Annotated in this window: 13 protein-coding genes; 1 reads left to right on the top strand and 12 read right to left on the bottom strand. The window is 65.9% G+C overall.

Annotation, left to right across the window (positions count from 1 at the left end; translation table 11 throughout):
* Positions 1–40: 40 nt before the first annotated feature.
* The 12 genes from metF to lepA form a co-directional block, all read right to left on the bottom strand.
* Complete coding sequence (metF, locus tag QRX41_RS04780) at positions 41–922, bottom strand: methylenetetrahydrofolate reductase [NAD(P)H] (protein WP_313839071.1); 882 nt, start codon at positions 920–922, stop codon at positions 41–43.
* Positions 915–3251, bottom strand: coding sequence for a 5-methyltetrahydropteroyltriglutamate--homocysteine S-methyltransferase (gene metE / locus QRX41_RS04775; RefSeq protein ID WP_313839069.1), 2337 nt, complete (start codon positions 3249–3251; stop codon positions 915–917). The genes metF and metE overlap by 8 nt, the downstream gene beginning before the upstream one ends.
* A 176-nt stretch (positions 3252–3427) precedes the next feature.
* Positions 3428–3988 (bottom strand): SixA phosphatase family protein, encoded by a 561-nt coding sequence (locus QRX41_RS04770; protein WP_306220886.1) that lies wholly within the window; start codon positions 3986–3988, stop codon positions 3428–3430.
* 80 nt (positions 3989–4068) lie between these two features.
* The gene (locus tag QRX41_RS04765) at positions 4069–5202 is read right to left on the bottom strand and encodes a tRNA (adenine-N1)-methyltransferase (protein ID WP_313839067.1); all 1134 of its coding nucleotides are present in this window, start codon (positions 5200–5202) and stop codon (positions 4069–4071) included.
* A gap of 6 nt (positions 5203–5208) precedes the next feature.
* Positions 5209–7155 (bottom strand): ABC transporter ATP-binding protein, encoded by a 1947-nt coding sequence (locus tag QRX41_RS04760; RefSeq protein ID WP_313839066.1) that lies wholly within the window; start codon positions 7153–7155, stop codon positions 5209–5211.
* A complete protein-coding gene (locus tag QRX41_RS04755; RefSeq protein WP_313836556.1) occupies positions 7156–8919 on the bottom strand; it encodes an ABC transporter ATP-binding protein in 1764 nt (587 codons plus the stop codon).
* A gap of 141 nt (positions 8920–9060) precedes the next feature.
* Positions 9061–9900 (bottom strand): ABC transporter ATP-binding protein, encoded by an 840-nt coding sequence (locus QRX41_RS04750; protein WP_313836736.1) that lies wholly within the window; start codon positions 9898–9900, stop codon positions 9061–9063.
* A 2-nt stretch (positions 9901–9902) separates the two neighbouring features.
* A complete protein-coding gene (locus tag QRX41_RS04745) occupies positions 9903–10355 on the bottom strand; it encodes a tripartite tricarboxylate transporter TctB family protein (RefSeq protein WP_198206245.1) in 453 nt (150 codons plus the stop codon).
* Positions 10356–10400: 45 nt separating this feature from the next.
* Positions 10401–11948: a glutamate synthase subunit beta gene (locus QRX41_RS04740; RefSeq protein ID WP_313839060.1), complete on the bottom strand. Its 1548-nt coding sequence runs from the start codon at positions 11946–11948 to the stop codon at positions 10401–10403.
* 1 nt (position 11949) lies between these two features.
* Positions 11950–16524: a glutamate synthase large subunit gene (gene gltB, locus QRX41_RS04735; RefSeq protein WP_313839058.1), complete on the bottom strand. Its 4575-nt coding sequence runs from the start codon at positions 16522–16524 to the stop codon at positions 11950–11952.
* A 123-nt stretch (positions 16525–16647) separates the two neighbouring features.
* Positions 16648–17991, bottom strand: coding sequence for a radical SAM family heme chaperone HemW (gene hemW, locus QRX41_RS04730; RefSeq protein ID WP_313839056.1), 1344 nt, complete (start codon positions 17989–17991; stop codon positions 16648–16650).
* A 4-nt stretch (positions 17992–17995) separates the two neighbouring features.
* Positions 17996–19873, bottom strand: a complete 1878-nt coding sequence (gene lepA / locus QRX41_RS04725) for a translation elongation factor 4 (protein WP_101432419.1) — start codon at positions 19871–19873, stop codon at positions 17996–17998.
* Between the two features lie 145 nt (positions 19874–20018).
* On the opposite strand from lepA, the gene rpsT reads away from it, so the two are divergent.
* Positions 20019–20279: a 30S ribosomal protein S20 gene (gene rpsT / locus QRX41_RS04720; protein WP_313839054.1), complete on the top strand. Its 261-nt coding sequence runs from the start codon at positions 20019–20021 to the stop codon at positions 20277–20279.
* Positions 20280–20349 lie beyond the last annotated feature (70 nt).

Below are 20349 nucleotides of genomic sequence, written 5' to 3'. Positions count from 1 at the left end.
TTGCCGTCATCGATGCGGGGCCTCACCCGCTCCTATGCAATTATTTTTGGCTGCTGACCGTTTCCTCCTTGGCCCCAACCTGATGGAAGAGGTGACGGACGTTGTGCCAGATACGCCTGGTGACGCCGGAGTGGTTCATGGAGTAAAGGTGGATGCCGTCCACCCCGTGGGCCACCAGGTCGGCGATCTGCTGTGAGGCGTAGATGATGCCCGCCTCGCGCAGGCTGGCACGGTCGTTGCCCCAGCGCTCCAGGATGGACTCAACAGCCGCCGGGATCCGCGCCTTGCAGACCTCACTCATGTGCCGGACCTGGCCCTCGTTGGTGATGGGCATGATGCCGGCCTCGATGGGCACCTGGATGCCGGCTGCCCGAGCCCGGTCCAGGAAGTCCAGAAAATCGGCGTTGTCGTAGAAAAGCTGCGAAACCAGATGATCCACGCCGGAATCCACCTTGATTCGCAGATGCTCCATGTCCTCCTCGGGCGAGGCGGCCTCCGGGTGGGTCTCCGGATAACAGGCTCCGTATATCGACAGGTTGGGCCGACGCGACCGGATGTAGGCGGCCAGGTCGCTGGCATGGTCGAAGACTCCGGCGGGCTCGCGGCCCTCCACGCTGTCGCCGCGCAGGGCCAGCACCGCTGCCACCCCCGCGTCGTCGAACATGTCCAGGGCCTGGTCGATCACCTCGCGGTCCGCGTACTGGGCGGTCAAGTGCGCCACGGCAGGGATGCCGTACTCGGTATGGATGGTCTTGGCTATGCGGGCCGTGGCCGTGCGGTCCGAGCGGCGGCCGGTCCCGTAGGTCACCGAGATGAAATCGGGCATCAGCCCTTCCAGACCGTCCAGGGTGTCATAGATGGTGCCCACCGGGGCATCGCGCTTGGGGGGAAAGACCTCCAGGGAAAAGATAGGCTCATGCATGATCCGACTCCTGACTGGACGATAGCTCCGAACGCACCTGCTGTGCGGCGGCCACCATGTGCTCCAGGCTGGGCCAGGTCTCCTTGTCGCCTCGGGTCTTCAATCCGCAGTCGGGGTTGATCCAGACCTTGGCCGCATCCAGCTTCTTCAGGATGGCGTGGATCCGGTCCACGATCTCCTCGGTGGAGGGGATGCGCGGCGAGTGGATGTCGTAGACTCCGGGGCCCGCCTCGGTCTCGAACCTGGCCTCCTGGATGGCATCCAGAACGGTCAGGTCGGAGCGTGAGGCTTCGAAGGAGATCACATCGGCGTCCATGGCATCAATGTCCTTGATGATGTCGTTGAACTCCGAGTAGCACATGTGGGTGTGAATTTGGGTAGTGGGTTTGACCCCGGAATGCACCAGCCGGAAGGCGGGGATGGCCCAGTCCAAGTATCGGCTGTGCCAGTCGGAGCGCCGCAGCGGCAGCTTCTCGCGCAGGGCGGCCTCGTCGATCTGGATGATGCGGATGCCCGCGGCCTCCAGGTCCAGGACCTCGTCACGGATGGCCAGGGCCAGCTGGCGGGTCTGCTGCTTGTGATCGATGTCCTCGCGGGGCCAGGACCAGTTGAGAATGGTCACCGGACCGGTCAGCATCCCCTTGACCACATGGTTGGTGCGGGACTGGGCATATGAGGACCAGCGCACGGTGATGGGCCTGGCGCGGGAGATGTCCCCCCAGACGATGGGAGGCTTGACGCAGCGGGTGCCGTAGGACTGGACCCAGGCATTCCGGGTGAAGAGATAGCCCTTGAGGTTCTGGCCGAAGTACTCGACCATGTCGTTGCGCTCGAACTCGCCGTGGACCAGCACATCCAGGCCGATCTGCTCCTGGTGGTCGATGACCTGGTCGATCTTGCGGGCGATGAAGTCGTCGTAGTCCTCCTGGCTGATCTCCTTCTTGCGCAGGCGGGCACGCTCGGCGCGGACCTCGGCGGTCTGGGGGAAGGAGCCGATGGTGGTGGTCGGCAGCAGGGGCAGACCCAGCTCCTTGGCCTGGATCCTCTGGCGCTCGGGCCGGGCCGGGGTACGCACAAAGTCCTCGTCCTTAAGGCCGGCCAGGCGCTGCTGCACCTGGGGGTCGGGCTGGACGCGGCTGCCGTCGAAGAGCTTCTGGTTGTCGGCAAGGGCCTTGCTGGAGCGGCGCTGGTCCTCGTCGGCATCGGCCAGCTGGGCCAGATCGTGCAGCTCGCCCAGCTTCTCCAGGGCGAAGGCGAAGTGGGGCCGCACGGTGTCGGCATCCAGCCCATCCTCGTCGGCCACGGTATAGGGCACGTGCAGCAGTGAGCATGCGGTGGACACCACCACGTTCGGGGTCACCTGGTGCAGGGCATCCAGCAGGCCCAGGCTGACTGCATAGTCGTTGCGCCATATGTTGCGGCCGTTGACCAGGCCGGCGAAGATGACGGTTTCCTCCGGCACGCCATGCTCCTTGAGGGCCGCCAGGTTCTCATCCCTGCCCTCGACCAGATCCAGGCCGATGCCGTCGAAGCCCAGGTCAGCCAGCCGGGCATAGCAGTCGCCCACATGGCCGAAGTAGGTGTTGAGCAGGATACGGACCTTGCCCTGGCCGCTCTGGCGGGCCTTGAGAATGGGCCCATAGAGGGTATCGAAGAGGTCCTGGTCGCCCGGTTCCTTGTCCAGGACCAGATAGGGCTCGTCCAGCTGTACCCAGTCGGCGCCAAGGCCGATGAACCGCTCCAGGATGGTCGCATAGGCCTTGGCCAGGTCCTGGACCAGTGCCGGGTCAGGATCCAGCAGCTCGCCCTGGGGGCCGCGTGCCAGCTTGAGGAAGGTGTAGGGGCCGATCAGAACCGGCTTGGCGGCGATGCCCTGCTTGCGCGCCTCCTGGAACTCCTTGAAAGGCTTGTCGCCCTCAAGGGCGATTTTGGTGTCCTGGTCGATCTCGGGAACCAGGTAGTGGTAGTTCGTAGTGAACCACTTCTTCATGGGCAGGGCGGTCACGTCACCCTGCTCCCCCTGGTAGCCGCGGCCCATGGCGAAGAGGGTGTCCTCTGGGCCCAGGCCCAGCTTCCGATAGCGCTCGGGCACGACGCCCAGGAGGATGGACGTATCCAAGACCTGGTCGTAGTAGCTGAAATCGTTGACGGGAATCAGGTCGACGCCGGCCTCCTGCTGAAGCTGCCAGTGTCTGGCCCGCAGATCGGCGGCCGTGCGCCGAACCTCGTCCAGATTCCGTTCGCCCTTCCAATAGCCCTCGATGGCCCTCTTGAGTTCGCGGTGCGCGCCTATGCGCGGGAATCCGGACACGGATGTAATCGCTGCCATGAAACCTCCCAGTTTCGTCCTGATGTCTTTGGTCAGCCTATCAGCGGCGGGGGGAGGCGGGTAATTGGTGCAAATAAGGTGTCGCCATAACCTGAATCGATAACGGCAGGACGGCAAGCTGGGGACTGAAGCCCGTCAAGACTGCCTGCAGCGGTGGCCTTGAGCTTGTTCGCCGGTCAGTCCTCCAGGTCCTGGGGGCCCAGAATGCCCAGCAAACGGGCCTGGTGGGTTCCCCAGTCGGTCAAGGGCCGCTCGGAGCCCAGCACGACCATAGTGGCCGGGGGCAGTCCAAGATTGAGCAGGTCCAAAAGGTCGGGATCGGAGTTGTCCTCGGCCAGCCATTGTGAGCAGATAGACATGGTGGGCTCATGACCCAGGATGAGGACCCGGCGGTCACGATCCTCGGTCTGCGCCAGCTCGTCGAATACCGCCTGCATGCCGGATTCATAGAGGGATTCCCGGTAATCGACACGCGGCCCATCCCCCAAGGGCTTGAGCATGCCGTCCAGGGTCTGACGGGCCCGGGGTGCGCCCGAGCAGATGATGCGGTCAGGCACCAGGCCCAAAGCGGTCAAGCCACGGCCCATGATCCGAGCCTGTCTCTGGCCACGGTCGGTCAGCTGGCGGCTGCGATCGCCCTGCGACCCCTGGCGTCCGGTCTTGGCGTGACGCATGAGCATGAGGGTTCGGCTGCACCGCCGCAGATCCTCAGCCTTCAGACCCTTTCGCAAACCCATCCATGCTTCCTTTCCCGACAATCTCATCAGTCGCCCTTCCCATTATGACAGAGCCCAGTGGATACGCCGGTCATGGGTGATCAGTCTTCCTGATCCTGTCCGCTTTGCAGAGTTCGCACCTGATGGTCCAGGTCACGCAGCACCTTGCGCAGCTTGCGATCGGAGACCCGGCGCAGCTCCAGATCCTCGAGATCCTCAAGGTCTTCCGCCTCGCGCTCACGGTTGGAGCCGCTGCTCTTGGCAGGCGGTCGGCCCTGATCGACGTCAGTCTGGTAGTCCTTGGTGGCCCGGACATGCTTGCGCAGAGCCTGCTGGCCGGAAGCCATGGCCCTGCTGGTCAAGAGGAAGCCGGTGTGCCCGATCATCTCATGCTCGGGTCGGACCGCCAGACCGTCGGCCTTCCAGGAGCGCTCCAGGCTCTCCATGATCTCGGGCTCGGTCCACCGGCCGTCGGCGCGCAGGGCCTCGGCCAGCCGGCTGAGCTGGGTGGTGGTGGTCACATAGGCGGTCAGCACGCCGCCGGGGGCCATGACCCGGTAGGCCTGCTCCAGGCGGTTCCAGGGGTCCAGCATGTCCAGAACAATACGGTCGAATTCGTCCTCGGGCAGGTCGGCGGCAAGGGTGTCGAAGTCGCCGGTGCGCAGGTCCCACTGGGCAGGGCGCTGTCCAAAGAAGACGGTGGCATTGCCCATGGCCACCCGGGCGAACTCCTCCCGTCGCTCGATGCTGGTCAGCTTCCCCTCCGTGCCGATGGCATCCAGCAGGCCCAGGCTCATGGCCCCTGATCCGGCTCCCGACTCCAGGACCCTCATGCCCGGACGGATGTCGCCCAGGAGGATGACCCTGGCCACGTCCTTGGGGTACATGATCTGGGCGCCGCGTGGCATGGAAAGGATATAGTCCTCCAGCCGGGGGCGCATGACGGTGAAGGCCCATCCCCCTATGCTTCGCGAGGACTTCCAGGGCTTGGCCCTGTCAGGTGCTTCTGTGGCAGTGCCGGCATCCTGCTTGTGACGCATCCGCCGCCACTTGTCAGCCGATATGGTCACCACCACGGATCCCTCGGGCAGGCCAATCATGGCCTCGTGCGGCAGGAGCCCGTGGTCGGTCTGGGTCAGGCCGCCAGGTTCAAGCATGACCGTCAGCCTGCGGCCACGCCGGTCGGTCAGCTGGACCCGCTCCCCTACGCTCAGCGGACCGCGTCTCAGGCTCATGCCCCCTCAGTCCTCCTCGCCCTTGGTGAACTGGGAGTTGTAGAGGGAGGCATAGGCGCCTCCGCGCTCCAGCAGCTGGTCGTGGGTGCCCTGTTCGACCACCGAGCCGTGGTTGACCACCAGGATCAGGTCGGCGTCGCGGATGGTGGACAGCCTGTGCGCGATGACGAAGGAGGTCCTGCCCTTGCGCAGGGTGTTCATGGCCTGCTGGACCAGCAGCTCGGTCCTGGTGTCCACCGAGGATGTGGCCTCGTCCAGGATCAGGATGTCGGGGTCGGACAGGAAGGCCCGGCAGATGGTCATCAGCTGACGTTCGCCCTGGCTGAGCTCGCTGCTGTCCTCATTCAGGACGGTGTCGTAGCCCTGGGGCAGCTTGCGGATGAACTCGTCCACGTGGGTGGCCTTGGCGCCATCGATCATGGTCTGCTCGGGGATGGTCTGCCCCTCGTCCAGCCCGTAGAGCAGGTTGTCGCGGACGGTGCCGTCGAAGAGCCAGGTGTCCTGCAGGACCATGCCGAAGTGGCTGCGCAGGTCGTGGCGGGTCACCCTGGAGGTGTCCACGCCGTCGATGGTGATGTGCCCGCCCTGGATCTCGTAGAAGCGCATGAGCAGGTTGACCAGTGTGGTCTTGCCGGCGCCGGTGGGCCCGACGATGGCGATGGTCTGCCCAGGCTTGGCCTCGATGGACAGGTCCTTGATCAGCGGCTCGGCCGGATCGTAGGAGAAGCGGACGTGGTCGAAGCGGACGTGGCCCTCGACCTTGCCTCCGGTCTCCTGGCCCAGATGGTCGGGATGCTCGATGTCCGGCACCTCCTCGGCCTCGTCCAGGAAGTCGAAGACCCTGCGGCAGGAGGCCAGGGAGGATTGGAGCATGGTGCCCATGGAGGCCAGCTGGCCGATGGGCTGGGAGGCCTGACGGGTGTACTGGGTGAAGGCCTGCAGGCCGCCCAGGCTCATGCTGCCGTTGAGCACGTGCACGCCGCCGATGATGACCACGATCACGAAGCTCAGGTTGCCGAAGAAGGTCGACATGGGCGTGACCAGGGCCGAGTAGAAGGAGGCCTTGAAGCTGGCCTGGTAGAGCTCCTGGTTGCGCTCCTCGAACTCCTCTTCAGCCTTGTGCTGATGTCCGAATGCCCGGACCACCAAATGGCCTGAGAACATCTCTTCCACGTGGCTGTTGACCTGGCCGGTGCGTATCCACTGCCTGGTGAACTGGGGCTGGGTCTTCTTGAGGATGACGCCCGCGCACAGGGCCATGACCGGGATGATGACGAAGGCGATCAGGGTCAGCAGGGGCGAGATGGTCAGCATCATGATGAAGGCGCCGATGATGGAGAAGACCGAGAAGAGCAGCTCGCCCAGGATCTGCTGCAGGGTGCCCGAGATGTTGTCGATGTCGTTGGTGGTCCGGCTCATGACCTCGCCGCGCGGGGTCCGGTCGAAGTACTGCAGGGGCAGCCGGTCCAGCTTGTCCTCGATCTGCCTGCGCATGGTATAGACCGCGTCTGAGACCAGCCGGGTCATCAGGAAGTTCTGCACCAGCCTGACCAGGATGGAGATCAGGTAGATGCCGATGACGAACATGAGGATGGTGCCGAAGCGCCCCCAGTCGATGCCCACGCCCACCTGGACGTTCATGGAGTCGATCATCCGGGCGAACTTGTCCTGCCCGCGGGACTGCAGGTAGGTGACCACAGCCTGCTTGGGGGTGCCGGGCTTGGCGCCCATCTTGACCAGCATGGAACCCAGCAGCCCCTCGAAAAGGACGTTGGTGGCCTCGCCCATGACCTTGGGCCCGATGACGATCATGGCCACGGCGATCATGCCGGAGAGGACCATGACGATGACCCTCCAGGGGCTGGCCAGCAGGTAATGGACCAGCCGGCCCACGGTGTGGCGGCGGCTGCCTACGGCCTTCGAGCCTGTATTTGCGCTCAAGTCCTTGGCCATCTACTCGGCCCTCCCCTCGTCAATGCTCAGCTCTTCCACGTCGGGACCCTGCCCGCCCTGGGATTGGACGATCTCCTGGTAGGTGGGGCAGTCCTCCATGAGCTCGTCGTGGGTGCCTCGGCCGACGATGCGGCCTCGGTCCAGGACCAGAATCTGGTCGGCCTCGCGGATGGATGCCGCCCTCTGGGCCACGACGATCTGGGTGGCCTCGCGGGTGACCGGCACCAGGGCCTCGTGCAGGGCGCGGTCGGTGGTCATGTCCAAGGCCGAGAAGGAGTCGTCGAAGGTGTAGATGCGGGGGTTGCGCAGGATGGCCCTGGCCATGCAGAGCCGCTGCTTCTGCCCGCCGGAGAAGTTGGTGCCGCCCTCGGCCACGCGGGCATCAAGGCCCTCGGGGATTTCACGGACGAAGTCCTCGGCCTGGGCGATGCGCAGGGCCTGCCAGATGCGGTCGTCGTCGGCATCGGGGTCCCCGTAGTGCATGTTGTCGCGGATGGTGCCGGTGAAGAGGGTGGCCTTCTGCGGGACCGGCCCGAAGATCAGGGCCAGCTGGTCGGGGTCGTACTCGCGCACATCGTGCCCGTCAACCAGGACCTGGCCGTTGGTGACGTCGAACATGCGGTTGGCCAGCCGGATGATGGTTGACTTGCCGGATCCCGTGGCTCCGATGATGGCCGTCGTGGTGCCCGGCCGTGCAGTGAAGGAGATGTCCGAAAGGACCGGGTCCTGGGCGCCCGGATAGCTGAAGTCCACATGCTTGAACTCCAGCAACCCCTGAGGGTGCTCGTTGCGGTAGGGATGCTCGGGAGCGGCGATCTCGCTGGTGGCCTCCAGGACCTCGTTGATCCTTCGGGCGGCCACAGCGGCCCTGGGCAGCATGACCGACATCATGGCGGCCATCATCAGGCCTGACAGGATGATCATCAGGTACTGGATGAAGGCCTGCAGGGCGCCGATCTGCATGGCCCCGGAGTCGATGCGGCGGCCGCCGAACCACATGATGGCCACGTTGGACATGTTCAGCAGGAACCACATGAGCGGCACCATCATGCTCATCAGCCGGCCGGTGGAGATCAGGACACCGTAGACGTCGCGGTTGGCCTTGTCGAAGCGGGCGGCCTCGGTCTTCTCGCGGACGAAGGCACGGATGACCCGCACGCCGGAGATCTGCTCGCGGACCAGGCGGTTGACGGAGTCCAGCATGTTCTGCAAGCGGGTGAACAGGGGGCCCATCCTGCCCATGAGCACCAGGGCCACCAGGAGAATCAGGGGGATGATGACCGCCAGGGACCAGGTCAGGGGGCCGTCCTGGCGCAGGGCCAGAATCAGCCCGCCGATCAGCATGACCGGGGCCTGCAGGATGATCATCAGGGTCTGCATGGTGGTCATCTGCATCTGCTGGACGTCGTTGGTGGTGCGGGTGATCAGGGAACCGGCCGAGAAGCGCTCGATCTCGTTGAGGCTGAAGCCCTCCACCGAGGCGAACAGATCCCTGCGCAGCTCGTAGCCCATCCTCATGGCCAGCCGGGTGGCGCAGTAGACGGCGACCACGTTGGCCACGATCTGGAGGGCGGTGATCCCCATCATCTGCCAGCCGATCCTGTAGATGGCATCCTGGTCGCCTACGGCCACGCCCTTGTCGATGATGTCCGCCTGCAGGTTGGGCAGGTAGAGGTTCAAGGCCGTCTGCGCCACCTGAAAGAGCACCAGAACGGCCACCTGAAGCCAGTAAGGCCGCAGGTAGCGAGTCCATATCTTGATCACGTCAACATCCTTCACGCATACAGGTCTGCCACGGTCCCCGGGCAGACAAACCACCACAGTCTATACCCGTGCCCTAGTGAACGAATCGCTATTCCTTGAGCTGATACGGGCGTGTCAGAACGTGTCCGCAGGCAGTGGCGTTCAGACGGCGAAGGCGCCCCAGCGTCCGTCGCGGTGGACCACGGTCAGATCTAGGCCGAAGAGCTCGCTCAGGCGCGGACCGGTCAGTCCACCCTCCAAGGGTCCCTGATAGACGATGGTGCCCGGATCCGGGTCGCCGGTGTCTGCGGTGTCGGCAGGACGTCGGCCCATCATGGCTATCCGATCGAAGCCCAGAGGAATCTCCTCAAGCCGGTGGGTGACCAGGATGACCGTGCGGTCCTTGTCCTCTCTGCCGATGTCGCTCAAGGCCCTGAGCACCAGCTCCCGGCCGCCCAGATCCAGTCCGGTGGTCGGCTCGTCCAGGATGAGCAGGTCGGGATTGGCCATCAGCGCCCGGCATATCAGCACCCGGCCGCGCTCCCCCTCGGAGAGCCGGTACATGCGCTTGCCCTTGAGGTAGGCGATGCCGAACCGGTCCATCAGGGCCAGGGTGGCCTCTTCCTGCTTGGCCGTGAAGGTCTCCCTCCAGCGTCCGGTGGTATCGCTGAAGGCTGTCAGCACCACGTCGTAGGGATCCTCCTGGGGGCTGATGGTCTTGGCCAGGCCGGCCGAGGCCAGACCAATCCGATGCCGGTAGGAGAAGACGTTCACCTTGCCCAGCCGGTTGCCCAGGATCTCCACGCTGCCAGTGCTGGGGAAGCCTCGGGTGCTCATCATGGCCACCAGGGTGGATTTGCCCACCCCGTTGGGTCCGAAGAGGACCCACTTCTGCCCCTGGCCCACCTCAAGGTTGACATCGTTCAGTATGACCCGGCCCTGACGGCGGAATCCCACGTGCTGCATGAGCACGGCCTGCTGTTCTGCCACGCTTTCGGTCATGGTCACAGGGCCGTTCCGTAGGAGTCCAGGCGTGGATTGTCCCGGTTGCCGCCGACCAGGAAAAGCCCCAACACGCCCAGGCAGAAGACCGCCGCGATGGCGATGGTGGCCCAGATGGGAACGTGGGGCAGCCACATGCAGACCAGGAAGGCCAGGCCAGAGCAGATGATCAGGGCCCAGACCAGGATTCGCAGCCATTGACGCACGCCGCTAGGAGCCCTGAGCAGACGGGGATTGCGGTCATTGGGGTCCACGGAGTCCTTCTGCACCAGGTCATCGGTATGCCCGGTGGGCTTCCACTCGGCGCCCTGGCCAGCCTCCAGCCGGCGGGAGCGTTCCTGCAAGGCCCGTTCGTCCATCACTCCGGCCCTGCCCTTGGCCGTCATCCTCCGGTCGGCGCTGCCGCCACGGCGGCTCCGCTTGGCCTGCGCCCTACGTTCAGCGCGGTTGGTCATATCCCACTGCCTCCATCCCTTCGATCGGCACCATACCTTTTCATATTAGCGTGGGCGATTGTCGGCCGCAGGCAGGGCCATGGCGCGCTCATCGGCTCGGATGGGGGCGGGCAATTCAGTGGCGCCAGTCAGATACCGGTCCACGGCCGCCGCGCAGGAACGGCCCTCGGCCAGGGCCCAGACCACCAGGGACTGGCCGCGTCCGGCATCACCGCACACGAAGATGCCGTCACGTTCGGTGGCGTAGTCCGCATTCCGTGCCACGTTGCCGCGCGGGTCCAGCCCTAGGCCGGTCTGTCCGGTCAGGGTGGCCGTCTCGGGATGGGCAAAGCCAATGCTGATCAGCACCAGGTCGGCAGGCAGGACCCGCTCGGTGTCGGGATGGGGGATGATTCGGTCCTGGTCGTCACGGCTGACATCCACCACGCGAACGCCGCGCACCCGTCCCTCATGGTCCCGGTCAAAACCTGTCGGGGCGCTGGTCTGGTCCAGGCTGATCCGGTCATCGGAACCGTCGCCCAGGTATTCCAGGCTGTCCACCGCGTACTCGTAGTGGCCGCCCTCCTCCATGGAAGAGGTGGGATTGTAGAGCCGGGCGTAGGTTGGCCAAGGCCGGTCATCAGGCCTGGATGAGGGCTCTTTGGGTCGGATCTGGAGGACGGTGACCGACTTGGCGCCCTCTCGCAGGGCCGTGCCCAGGCAGTCCGAACCTGTGTCGCCGCCGCCGATGATGATGACGTCCTTGCCGGCGGCATCGATGTTGTTGATGGGCTCGCGGCCCATGAGTTTGCGGGTGGGGTCGGGCAGGAAGTCCATGGCGTAGTGGATGCCCTTCAGCTCCCTGCCGGGAAGGTCCACCCGCCGGGGTTCGGTGGAACCGATGGCCACCACCAGGGCGTCATAGCGGGCCCGCAGCTGGTCCCAGCCCAGGTCCCGGCCCACCTCGACGCCGGTGCGGAATCGGGTCCCCTCGGCCTCCATCTGCTCCAGCCGACGGTCCAGCAGGGATTTCTCCAGCTTGAAGGCTGGGATGCCGTAGCGCAGGAGTCCGCCAATGGCATCGGCGCGCTCATAGACCACCACCGTGTGCCCGGCCCGGGTCAGCTGCTGGGCGCAGGCCAGCCCTGCAGGACCCGACCCGACCACGGCCACGGTCATGTCAGTCAGCCGCTGGGGCGGCCTGGGCTTGACCAGGCCCAGGGACCAGGCCTGGTCGATGATGGTCTGCTCGTCCAGCTTGATGGTGGTGGCCGGCTGGTGGATGGAGAGCACGCAGGAGGACTCGCAGGGAGCCGGACAGATCCGTCCGGTGAACTCCGGGAAGTTGTTGGTCAGGCTCAGCCGTTCGTAGGCCTCCTCCCAACGGCCCCGTGACAGCAGGTCGTTGAACTCGGGGATCAGGTTGCCCAGGGGGCAGCCGGTCATGCAGAAGGGGGTGCCGCAGTTCATGCAGCGGGCGGCCTGCTCGGCGGTCCAGGGACCAGGGCCAGTGGTCTGGTGCACGTCCCGCCAGTCCTTCAGGCGTTCGGATACCGGGCGCTCGGCCAGCTCGTGCCGGGTGCGTACCTTGAGGAATCCCTTGGGGTCGACCATATCAGTGCGCTCCTTCCATGACCTGGTCGTAGGTGGCGTCCCAGACGCCGGGCTCGTTGAAGTCCACCTGCTCGCGTTCGGCCTCTTCCATGGCCTTCTTCATGGCCAGATAACGACGGGGAACCAGATGGGTGAACCGGGCCAGCGCGCTCGGCCAGTCCTCCAGCAGCCCGGCCGCAGCCTTTGACCCGGTCAGCCGGACATGCTCCGCTATCAGCTCCTTGAGCATGGCCGCCTGGTCCTGGTCGGGCTCCAAGGCCAGCAGGGAGCCGTCATTCCAGGCTTGCGGATTCAGCCGGGAGGTGTCCATGTCCAGCAGGTAGGCATCCCCTCCCGAGAAGCCGGCGCCGAAGTTGCGCCCTGTGGGACCCAGAACCACCACCAGGCCGCCTGTCATGTACTCGCAACCGTGGTCGCCCAGGCCCTCGACCACGAAACGGCCGCCCCCGTTGCGTACGGCGAAGCGCTCCCCGGCCCGGCCGGCCACGAACATGTCGCCCGAGGTGGCGCCAAATCCAGCCACGTTGCCGCAGATGACGGTCTGGTGCGGATCGAACCTGACGCCTTGGGCAGCCTGGAGGATCAGACGGCCGCCGGACAGGCCCTTGCCTGCATAGTCGTTGGCCTCGCCGATCACCCGGATGGTCTCGCCCCTGGGGATGAATGCACCCAGGGATTGACCGGCAGACCCGGTCAGCGTGATGTCCACGGTGTCCACAGGCAGGCCGGCGGCTCCGTATTGGCGGGTGATCCTGTAGCCCAGCATGGTGCCCACGCTCCGGTTGACGTTGCGCACGGTTGACTTGATGGCCACCGGCCGGCCCTCGTCCAGGGCGTCGACGGCCTGATTGATCAGGTCCGCATCCAGGGACTTGTCCAGTTCGTGATCCTGGGCCTGCGTGTGGTGCAGCACCGTGCCCGGGGTGGGGCCAGGCTTGCGCAGGATGGCATCCAGGTCGATGCCCTGGCTCTTCCAGGTGCGCACGGAGGGGTCCCGGCGCAGGCACTCCACGTGGCCGACCGCCTCCTCCAGGCTGGCGAATCCCAGGGAGGCCAGGATCTCCCGCACCTGACGGGCCATGAACATGAAGAAGTTGACCAGGTCCTCGGGCCGACCGGTGAAGCGCGAGCGCAGCTCCGGATCCTGGGTGGCTATGCCCTGGGGGCAGGTGTTCTTGTGGCAGGCCCGCATCATGACGCAGCCCTCCACCTGCAGCGCCGTGGTGGCGAAGCCGAACTCCTCGGCCCCCAACAGGGCGGCTACGACCACGTCGCGGCCGGTCTTGAGCTCCCCGTCGCACTGGACCACGATCCGCGAGCGCAGGTCGTTCATGACCAGGGTCTGCTGGGTCTCGGCCAGGCCCAGCTCCCAGGGGGTGCCCGCGTGCTTGATGGCGTTGAGCGGCGCCGCCCCCGTGCCGCCGTCCTGGCCCGAGATGAGGACCACATCGGCATGACACTTGGCCACGCCCGCGGCCACGGTTCCCACCCCGTGCTCGGAGACCAGCTTGACGTGGATGCGGGCTCGGGGGTTGGCCATCTTCAGGTCGTGGATGAGCTGTTTCAGGTCCTCGATGGAGTAGATGTCGTGGTGGGGCGGAGGCGAGATGAGCTCGACCCCGGGTGTGGAACGCCTGACCTGGGCGATCCAGGGCGGGACCTTGGCGCCGGGAAGGTGGCCGCCCTCCCCCGGCTTGGCTCCCTGGGCCAGCTTGATCTGCAGGTCGGTGGCCGAGACCAGGTAGTCGCTGGTCACCCCGAACCGGGCCGAGGCCACCTGCTTGATGCGGCTGGTCCTGGCAGGGTCTGCAATCCGGTCCGGGGATTCGCCGCCCTCGCCGGAGTTGGACCGGGCACCCAGCCGATTCATGGCCAGGGCCATGGTCTCATGGGCCTCCTGGGAGATGGATCCGTAGCTCATAGCACCAGTGGAGAAGCGGGTGACAATGGACTCGGCGGGCTCCACCTGGTCCAGCGGTATGGGCGCCCTGTCGGAGTGCAGCTCCATGAGGCCGCGCAGGGTCATGCCCTGCTTGGCCGCCGCGTTCACATGGTCGGTGTAGGCCCGGAACAGCCCGTAGTCCCCTCGCTTGGTGGACTGCTGGAGCAGGAAGATGGACTCAGGATCGTTCAGGTGGTCCTCGCCGGTGCGCCGCCAGTGGTAGTTGCCGCCTGTCTCCAGGTCATGCCCGGATCCGGCGGTCCACTCGATGGGGTAGGCCACCCGATGGCGCTGGGCCACCTCGGCGGCGATCTCATCAAGCCCTATGCCGCCCACCAGGGAGGTGGTGCCGGTGAACCAGCGGTCGATGACCTCCCGGCTCAGGCCGACGGCCTCGAAGAGCTGTGAGCCGCGGTAGGACATGATGGTGCTCACGCCCATCTTGCTCATGATTTTCAGGACCCCGGTGCTCAGGGCCCGGACCAGGTTGGCAGAGGCCTTTCGTGCATCCACGTGCAGGTCCCCGTTGTTGGCCAGGCTTTCCACAGACTCCAGGGCCAGGTAGGGGTTGACGCAGGCAGCGCCGTAGGCGATCAGCAGGGCCACATGGTGGACCTCGCGCACGTCGCCGGCCTCCACTGCCAGGGAGACCTGGTTGCGGGTGTGCCGACGGAGCAGGTGGTGCTGGACGGCCCCGGTCAGCAGCAGGGAGGGTATGGGCCCCCAGATGTGGTTGGAGTCCCGGTCGGACAGGACAAGCACATTGCAGCCCTCCTCGATGGCCCGATCCACCTCCCCTTCGATGGCCTCCAGACGCTCCTCAAGGGCCTTGCCGCCTCCGGCAACCTGGTAGAGGCCGCGGATCAGACAGGGGCGGAAGCGCCCTTCCAGGACCGGCGCCCGGTCCAGGCGCTTGATCTGGGCCATCTGGACGGAGTCCACCACTGGCAGGTCGATGTGGATCTTCCAGGCGTGCTCGGGGGTGTCCTCCAAAAGGTTGGGCTCGGGGCCGATGGCCGAGGCGATGCTGGTGACCAGCTCCTCGCGTTCCCAGTCCAGGGGCGGGTTGGTGACCTGGGCGAACTTCTGGGTGAAGTAGTCGAAGAGCATGCGCGAGCGGCGCGAGAGCACGGCGATGGGCGCGTCATTGCCCATGGAGCCGATGGGCTCGCTGCCGGTTTCAGCCATGGGCCCCAGCAGCATGGTCAGGTCCTCCCGGGTGTAGCCGAAGGCCTGCTGCCGCCGGTGGACCGAGACGCGCGAGTAGTTGACATGCTCGCGCTCGGGCAGGTCATCCAGGCGGACGGTTCGTTCGGCAATCCACTTCCTGTAGGGGTGCAGACCCGCCAGTTGGTGCTTGATCTCGCTGTCGGGCACTATCCGGCCCTCTTCGGTGTCAGCCAGGAACATGCGTCCCGGCTCCAGCCTGCCCTTGGCGACGATGGACTCCTGGGGCGTATCCTCAAGGACGCCGGCCTCCGAGGCCAGGACCAGGTGACCGTCATCGGTCAGCTGCCAGCGGCCCGGGCGCAGACCATTGCGGTCCAGCTGGGCGCCTACCAGGGTCCCGTCGGCGAAGACGATGGCCGCCGGGCCGTCCCAGGGCTCGATCAGGGCGTCGTTGTACTGGTAGAAGGCCTTCAGGTCGGGATCCATGTCCGGATCCTGCTGCCAGGCCGGAGGCATCATCATGGAGACGGCGTGGGGCAGGGACCGCCCGGCCAGGTGGAGCAGCTCCAGGGTCTCGTCGAAGGTGCCCGAGTCCGAGGCTCCGGGGGTGTTGACCGGCAGCAGCGGGGCCATGTCGCCCAGCAGCTCCGAACTCAGCTTTCCCTCGCGGGCCGACATCCAGTTGCGGTTGCCCTGGATGGTGTTGATCTCCCCGTTGTGGGCGATCATCCTGAAGGGCTGGGCCAGCGGCCAGGAGGGGAAGGTGTTGGTGGAGAAGCGGGAGTGGACGATGGCCAGGCGGGCCTTCAAGACCGGGTCACCCAGATCGGGGAAGAAGCCCTGCAGCTGCTTGGTGGTCAGCATGCCCTTGTAGGTGATGGTCCGGCAGGACAGGGAGGCGAAGTAGACGCCCAGCTCGTGCTCGGCCCGCTTGCGGACCCGGTAGCCCAGCCGCTCCAGATCCAGTCCTCCGCGGCTATCCGGCCCGGCGTCGCACATGATGGGCATGAGGAAGCGAGGCATGGAGGCCAGAGCCTGCAGACCCAGTCCGTCAGGATCGGTGGGCACTGACCGCCAGGCCAGGACGCGCAGCCCCTCCTGGCCAGCGATCGATGCTATGGCCTCCTCCTGGCTGGCAGCCTGAGCCGGGTCCCTGTCCAGGAAGGCCATGCCCGCCAGATAGTGGCCGGCTTCGGGCAGATCCCTGCAGACCCGGGTGCGCATGAACTCGTCAGGCATGGAGAGCATGATGCCGGCCCCGTCGCCGGTGTTGGGCTCGGCTCCCACGGCCCCTCGGTGGTCCAGGTTGACCAGGACGCGGATGCCCTGTTCGACGATCAGTCTTTCATCCCGTCGGTTGAGGGTGGCCACCATGCCGAAACCGCAGGCATCGTGTTCCGTATCAGGGTCATAGAGCCCTTGCGGGCCGTGAACGTGCAGATCGAGAGGGGCCGTGAATGACACCGCAATCACCTCATTCGTGGACGGGGGCGGGGCCGGCATGCTCCACCCTTGAGGAGCCTTGTCAATGGTGAATCAACAGAATAATGCATCCACAGGTGACATCCGTGTAACGTTCCGCAGTGTCTAACGAATTCCTACCGCCTCCAGGACCTGGTCGATGACCAGATCGTTGAGCAGGCGGCCCCGGCGGGTCACCTGGATTCTGTCGCGCACTGGCAGCAAAAGGCCCTGATCGACCAGATCCTTAAGGATCTTCGGGTCGGCCGGACGACCCGCCTGCCTGGTCAGCCGATCCAGCCCCAGGCCTTCCGGCAGGCGCAGGGCCAGCATGACCGTCTCCTCCAGGTCCTGCCTGAAGCCCAGAAGCTCGGCATCCTGCCAGGGCACATGTCCGGCGTCCATGGCGGCGGCCCAGTCCCTGGGGTGGGCGATGTCCCAGGAGCGAATGGCCCTGGCACGCCGCTCCCCCAGGCCGGGCTCCGGCGATAGCCACCAGCGTGCCCCGGGATCGGCCTCTTGCGCTGCTGCTGTTCCTGTGGCCCTGAACCCGGGCGAGACGGACGGCATAGGCTCCTGTTCCCGAGCTTCATCCACCGGCGCCATGCCTGTGTCCTGGCCTTCCAGAGCACGATAGTGGGAGTGGGCGCCGGGGCCGATGCCGGCCCAGTCCACGTTGTGCCAGTAGCCCAGGTTGTGGCGGCTCTCCTGGCCGGGGCGGGCCCAGTTGGAGATCTCATACCAGTAGAGGCCTGCCTGGGAGAGCATGTCGTCAGCCATCTCGTACTTGGCCGCCTCGTCGTCATCATCGGGTGCAGGCAGCTGGCCCCGGCGCACGGCTCGGCCCATCTTGGTGGTGGGCTCCAGGGTCAGGGCGTAGGCGGAGACATGGTCCACGCCCAGGTCCAGGGCCGCCTGCAGGCTGGTCCGCCAATCCTCAAGCCGCTCCCCCGGCGTCCCGTAGATCAGGTCCACGCTGGCCCTGAGTCCCAAGTCCTTGGCGGCGGCCACATCTGTGGTCACATTGGCCGGGGTATGGGTGCGGTCCAGGGTGGCCAGGACGCTGGGCACCGCTGACTGCATGCCGAAGGAGACCCGATTGATGCCGCCCCGAAGCAGCTGCTCCAGATAGGCCCGATCAACGGTGTCGGGGTTGGCCTCGGTGGTGATCTCAGCCCCGGGGGAGAGCCCCCAAAGGTCGGCCACGGCCTCGACCATGCGCACCAGATCCTGGGCCGGCAGAATGGTGGGCGTGCCTCCGCCGAAGAAGATGGTGGACACGGGCGGCTCTATCAGGCCTCGGGAGGTCTGCCAGTCGCGGACCATGCGCATCTCCTGGATGGCCAGGTCGGCATAGTGCTCCCGGCTGGCGCCCCCGCCCAGGTCGCGGGCCGTGTAGGTGTTGAAGTCGCAGTAGCCGCAGCGGCGCATGCAGAAGGGCACATGGATGTAGACCTGGTAGGATCCCACCCGTTCAGCCCTCCTTCCTGGCGGCGGCCCGGATCTTGTCCTTGGTGTCCCGGTCCTGGGCCTGGCCGGTGCTCAGGGCGGCGATGAAGGCCTCCTGGGGCACCTCGACATGTCCCAGCATCTTCATGCGCTTCTTGCCGGCCTTCTGCTTCTCCAGCAGCTTGCGCTTGCGGGTGATGTCCCCGCCGTAGCACTTGGCCAGCACGTCCTTGCGCAGGGCGCTGATGGTCTCCCGGGCGATGATGCGCGACCCTATGGCCGCCTGGATGGGGATTTCGAACTGCTGGCGCGGAATCAGCTTGCGCAGCTTCTTGGTCATCATCACCCCGTAGGCGTAGGCCTTGTCCTTGTGGACGATGGCCGAGAAGGCGTCGATCTTCTCCCCCTGGATGAGGATGTCCACCTTGACCAGGTCGGCGGACTGGGTGCCGTCGGGCTGGTAGTCCAGGCTGGCGTAGCCCTTGGTCCGGCTCTTCAGCTGGTCGAAGAAGTCGAAGACGATCTCGGCCAGGGGCATCCTGTAGTGCATCTCGACGCGCTCGGGGCTCAGATACTCCATGGTCCCCATCTGCCCGCGATGGTCCTGGCAGAGCTCCATGACCGGCCCGATGAACTCCTTGGGGGTGATGATATCGGCGCTGACCACGGGTTCCAGAATCCGGCGAACCTTGCCGTCGGGGAACTCGCTGGGGTTGGTCACCGTGTGCTCGCTGCCGTCCTCCATGGTCACCTGATAGGTGACGTTGGGGGCCGTGGCGATCAGATCCATGCCGAACTCCCTGCTCAGGCGCTCGGTGACGATCTCCATGTGCAGCAGCCCCAGGAAGCCGCAGCGGAAGCCGAAGCCCAGGGCCACCGAGGTCTCCGGCTCATAGACCAGGGCGGCATCGTTGAGCTTGAGCTTGTCCAGGGCGTCGCGCAGTTCGGGGAACTGGGCGTTGTCGATGGGGAAAAGCCCGGAATAGACCATGGGCTGGGGATCCTGATAGCCGGGCAGGGGCTCCTTGGCCGGGTTGGCCTCGGTGGTGACCGTGTCGCCCACCTTGGACTGGCTGACGTCCTTGACGCCGGTGATCACGTAGCCGACTTCCCCGGCACCCAGGGCCTTGGTGGGGGTCATGTCGGGGCTGATCACCCCCAGCTCGATGGGGTCGTGCACGGTCGCCCGGCCCATCATGCGGATCTTCTGGCGCTCCTTGAGCTCGCCGTCCACCATCCGGATGTAGGTGACGATTCCCCGGTAGGAGTCGTAGACCGAGTCGAAGATCAGAGCCCGGGCCGGGGCCTTGGGATCCCCCTTGGGGGCCGGCACCTGGTCCACGATGCGGTCCACCAGCTCACGGATCCCCTGGCCGGTCTTGCCCGACACCCGGAGCACCTCGTCCGTGGAGCAGCCGATCAGGTTGGCGATCTCCTCGGCGTGCTTGTCCGGCTCGGCCGAAGGCAGGTCGATCTTGTTGAGGACGGGGATGATGGTCAGGTCATCCTCCAAGGCCATATAGAGGTTGGAGAGGGTCTGCGCCTCGATGCCCTGGGTGGCGTCCACCAGCAGAACCGCGCCCTCGCAGGCCTCCAGGGCACGGGATACCTCGTAGGTGAAGTCCACGTGGCCCGGGGTGTCGATCATGCCCAGGGTGTATTCGACGCCGTCCTTGACCCAGGGCAGGCGAACGGCCTGGGACTTGATGGTGATGCCGCGCTCCTGCTCGATGTCCATCCTGTCCAGGAACCGGTCGTGCATCTCGCGCTTGGGCACAATCCCGCTCAGCTGCAGGATCCGGTCAGCCACCGTGGATTTGCCGTGATCGATGTGGGCGATGATGCAGAAGTTGCGGATCAGCGATTGGTCGGTGAATCCTGGTTGGTTCTTGGCTTCCTGCACCGGTCTGCTCTCCTCACGTACGTCTGGTCTAACGATTCTAGACGATGCCCTGGGCCGAAGCGCCCGCCTCTGGCGGATTCTTCTCCCGGTCGGGTGCTACTATGGTGGGTTGTCTGTACAGATACATTCATCGTTTGGAGCAACATTGGCAAACATCAAGTCGCAGAAGAAGCGGGTCATCACCAACGAAAAGGCGCACCTGCGCAACAAGGAGGTCAAGAGCGCGATCAAGACCTCAGTGCGTTCCGTGCGCAAGGCCGTGGATGCCGGTGACAAGGAGGCCGCTCAGGCTGCCTTCCAGGTGGCCGCCCGCCGTCTGGACAAGGCCGCCGGCAAGGGTGTGATTCACCGCAACCAGGCCGCCAACCGCAAGTCCGGTCTGGCCAGCGCCGTCAACGCCCTCTGAACCGGGTGCCCAGAAGGGGGGGGGGGGGGGGGGGGGGGGGGGGGGGGGGGGGGGGGGGGGGGGGGGGGGG

The organism is Bifidobacterium kimbladii (assembly GCF_032193675.1).
Classification (GTDB): domain Bacteria; phylum Actinomycetota; class Actinomycetes; order Actinomycetales; family Bifidobacteriaceae; genus Bombiscardovia; species Bombiscardovia kimbladii.
The sequence above is the reverse complement of the archived record's forward strand: the minus strand, read 5'-3'. Positions and strand labels throughout refer to the sequence as shown.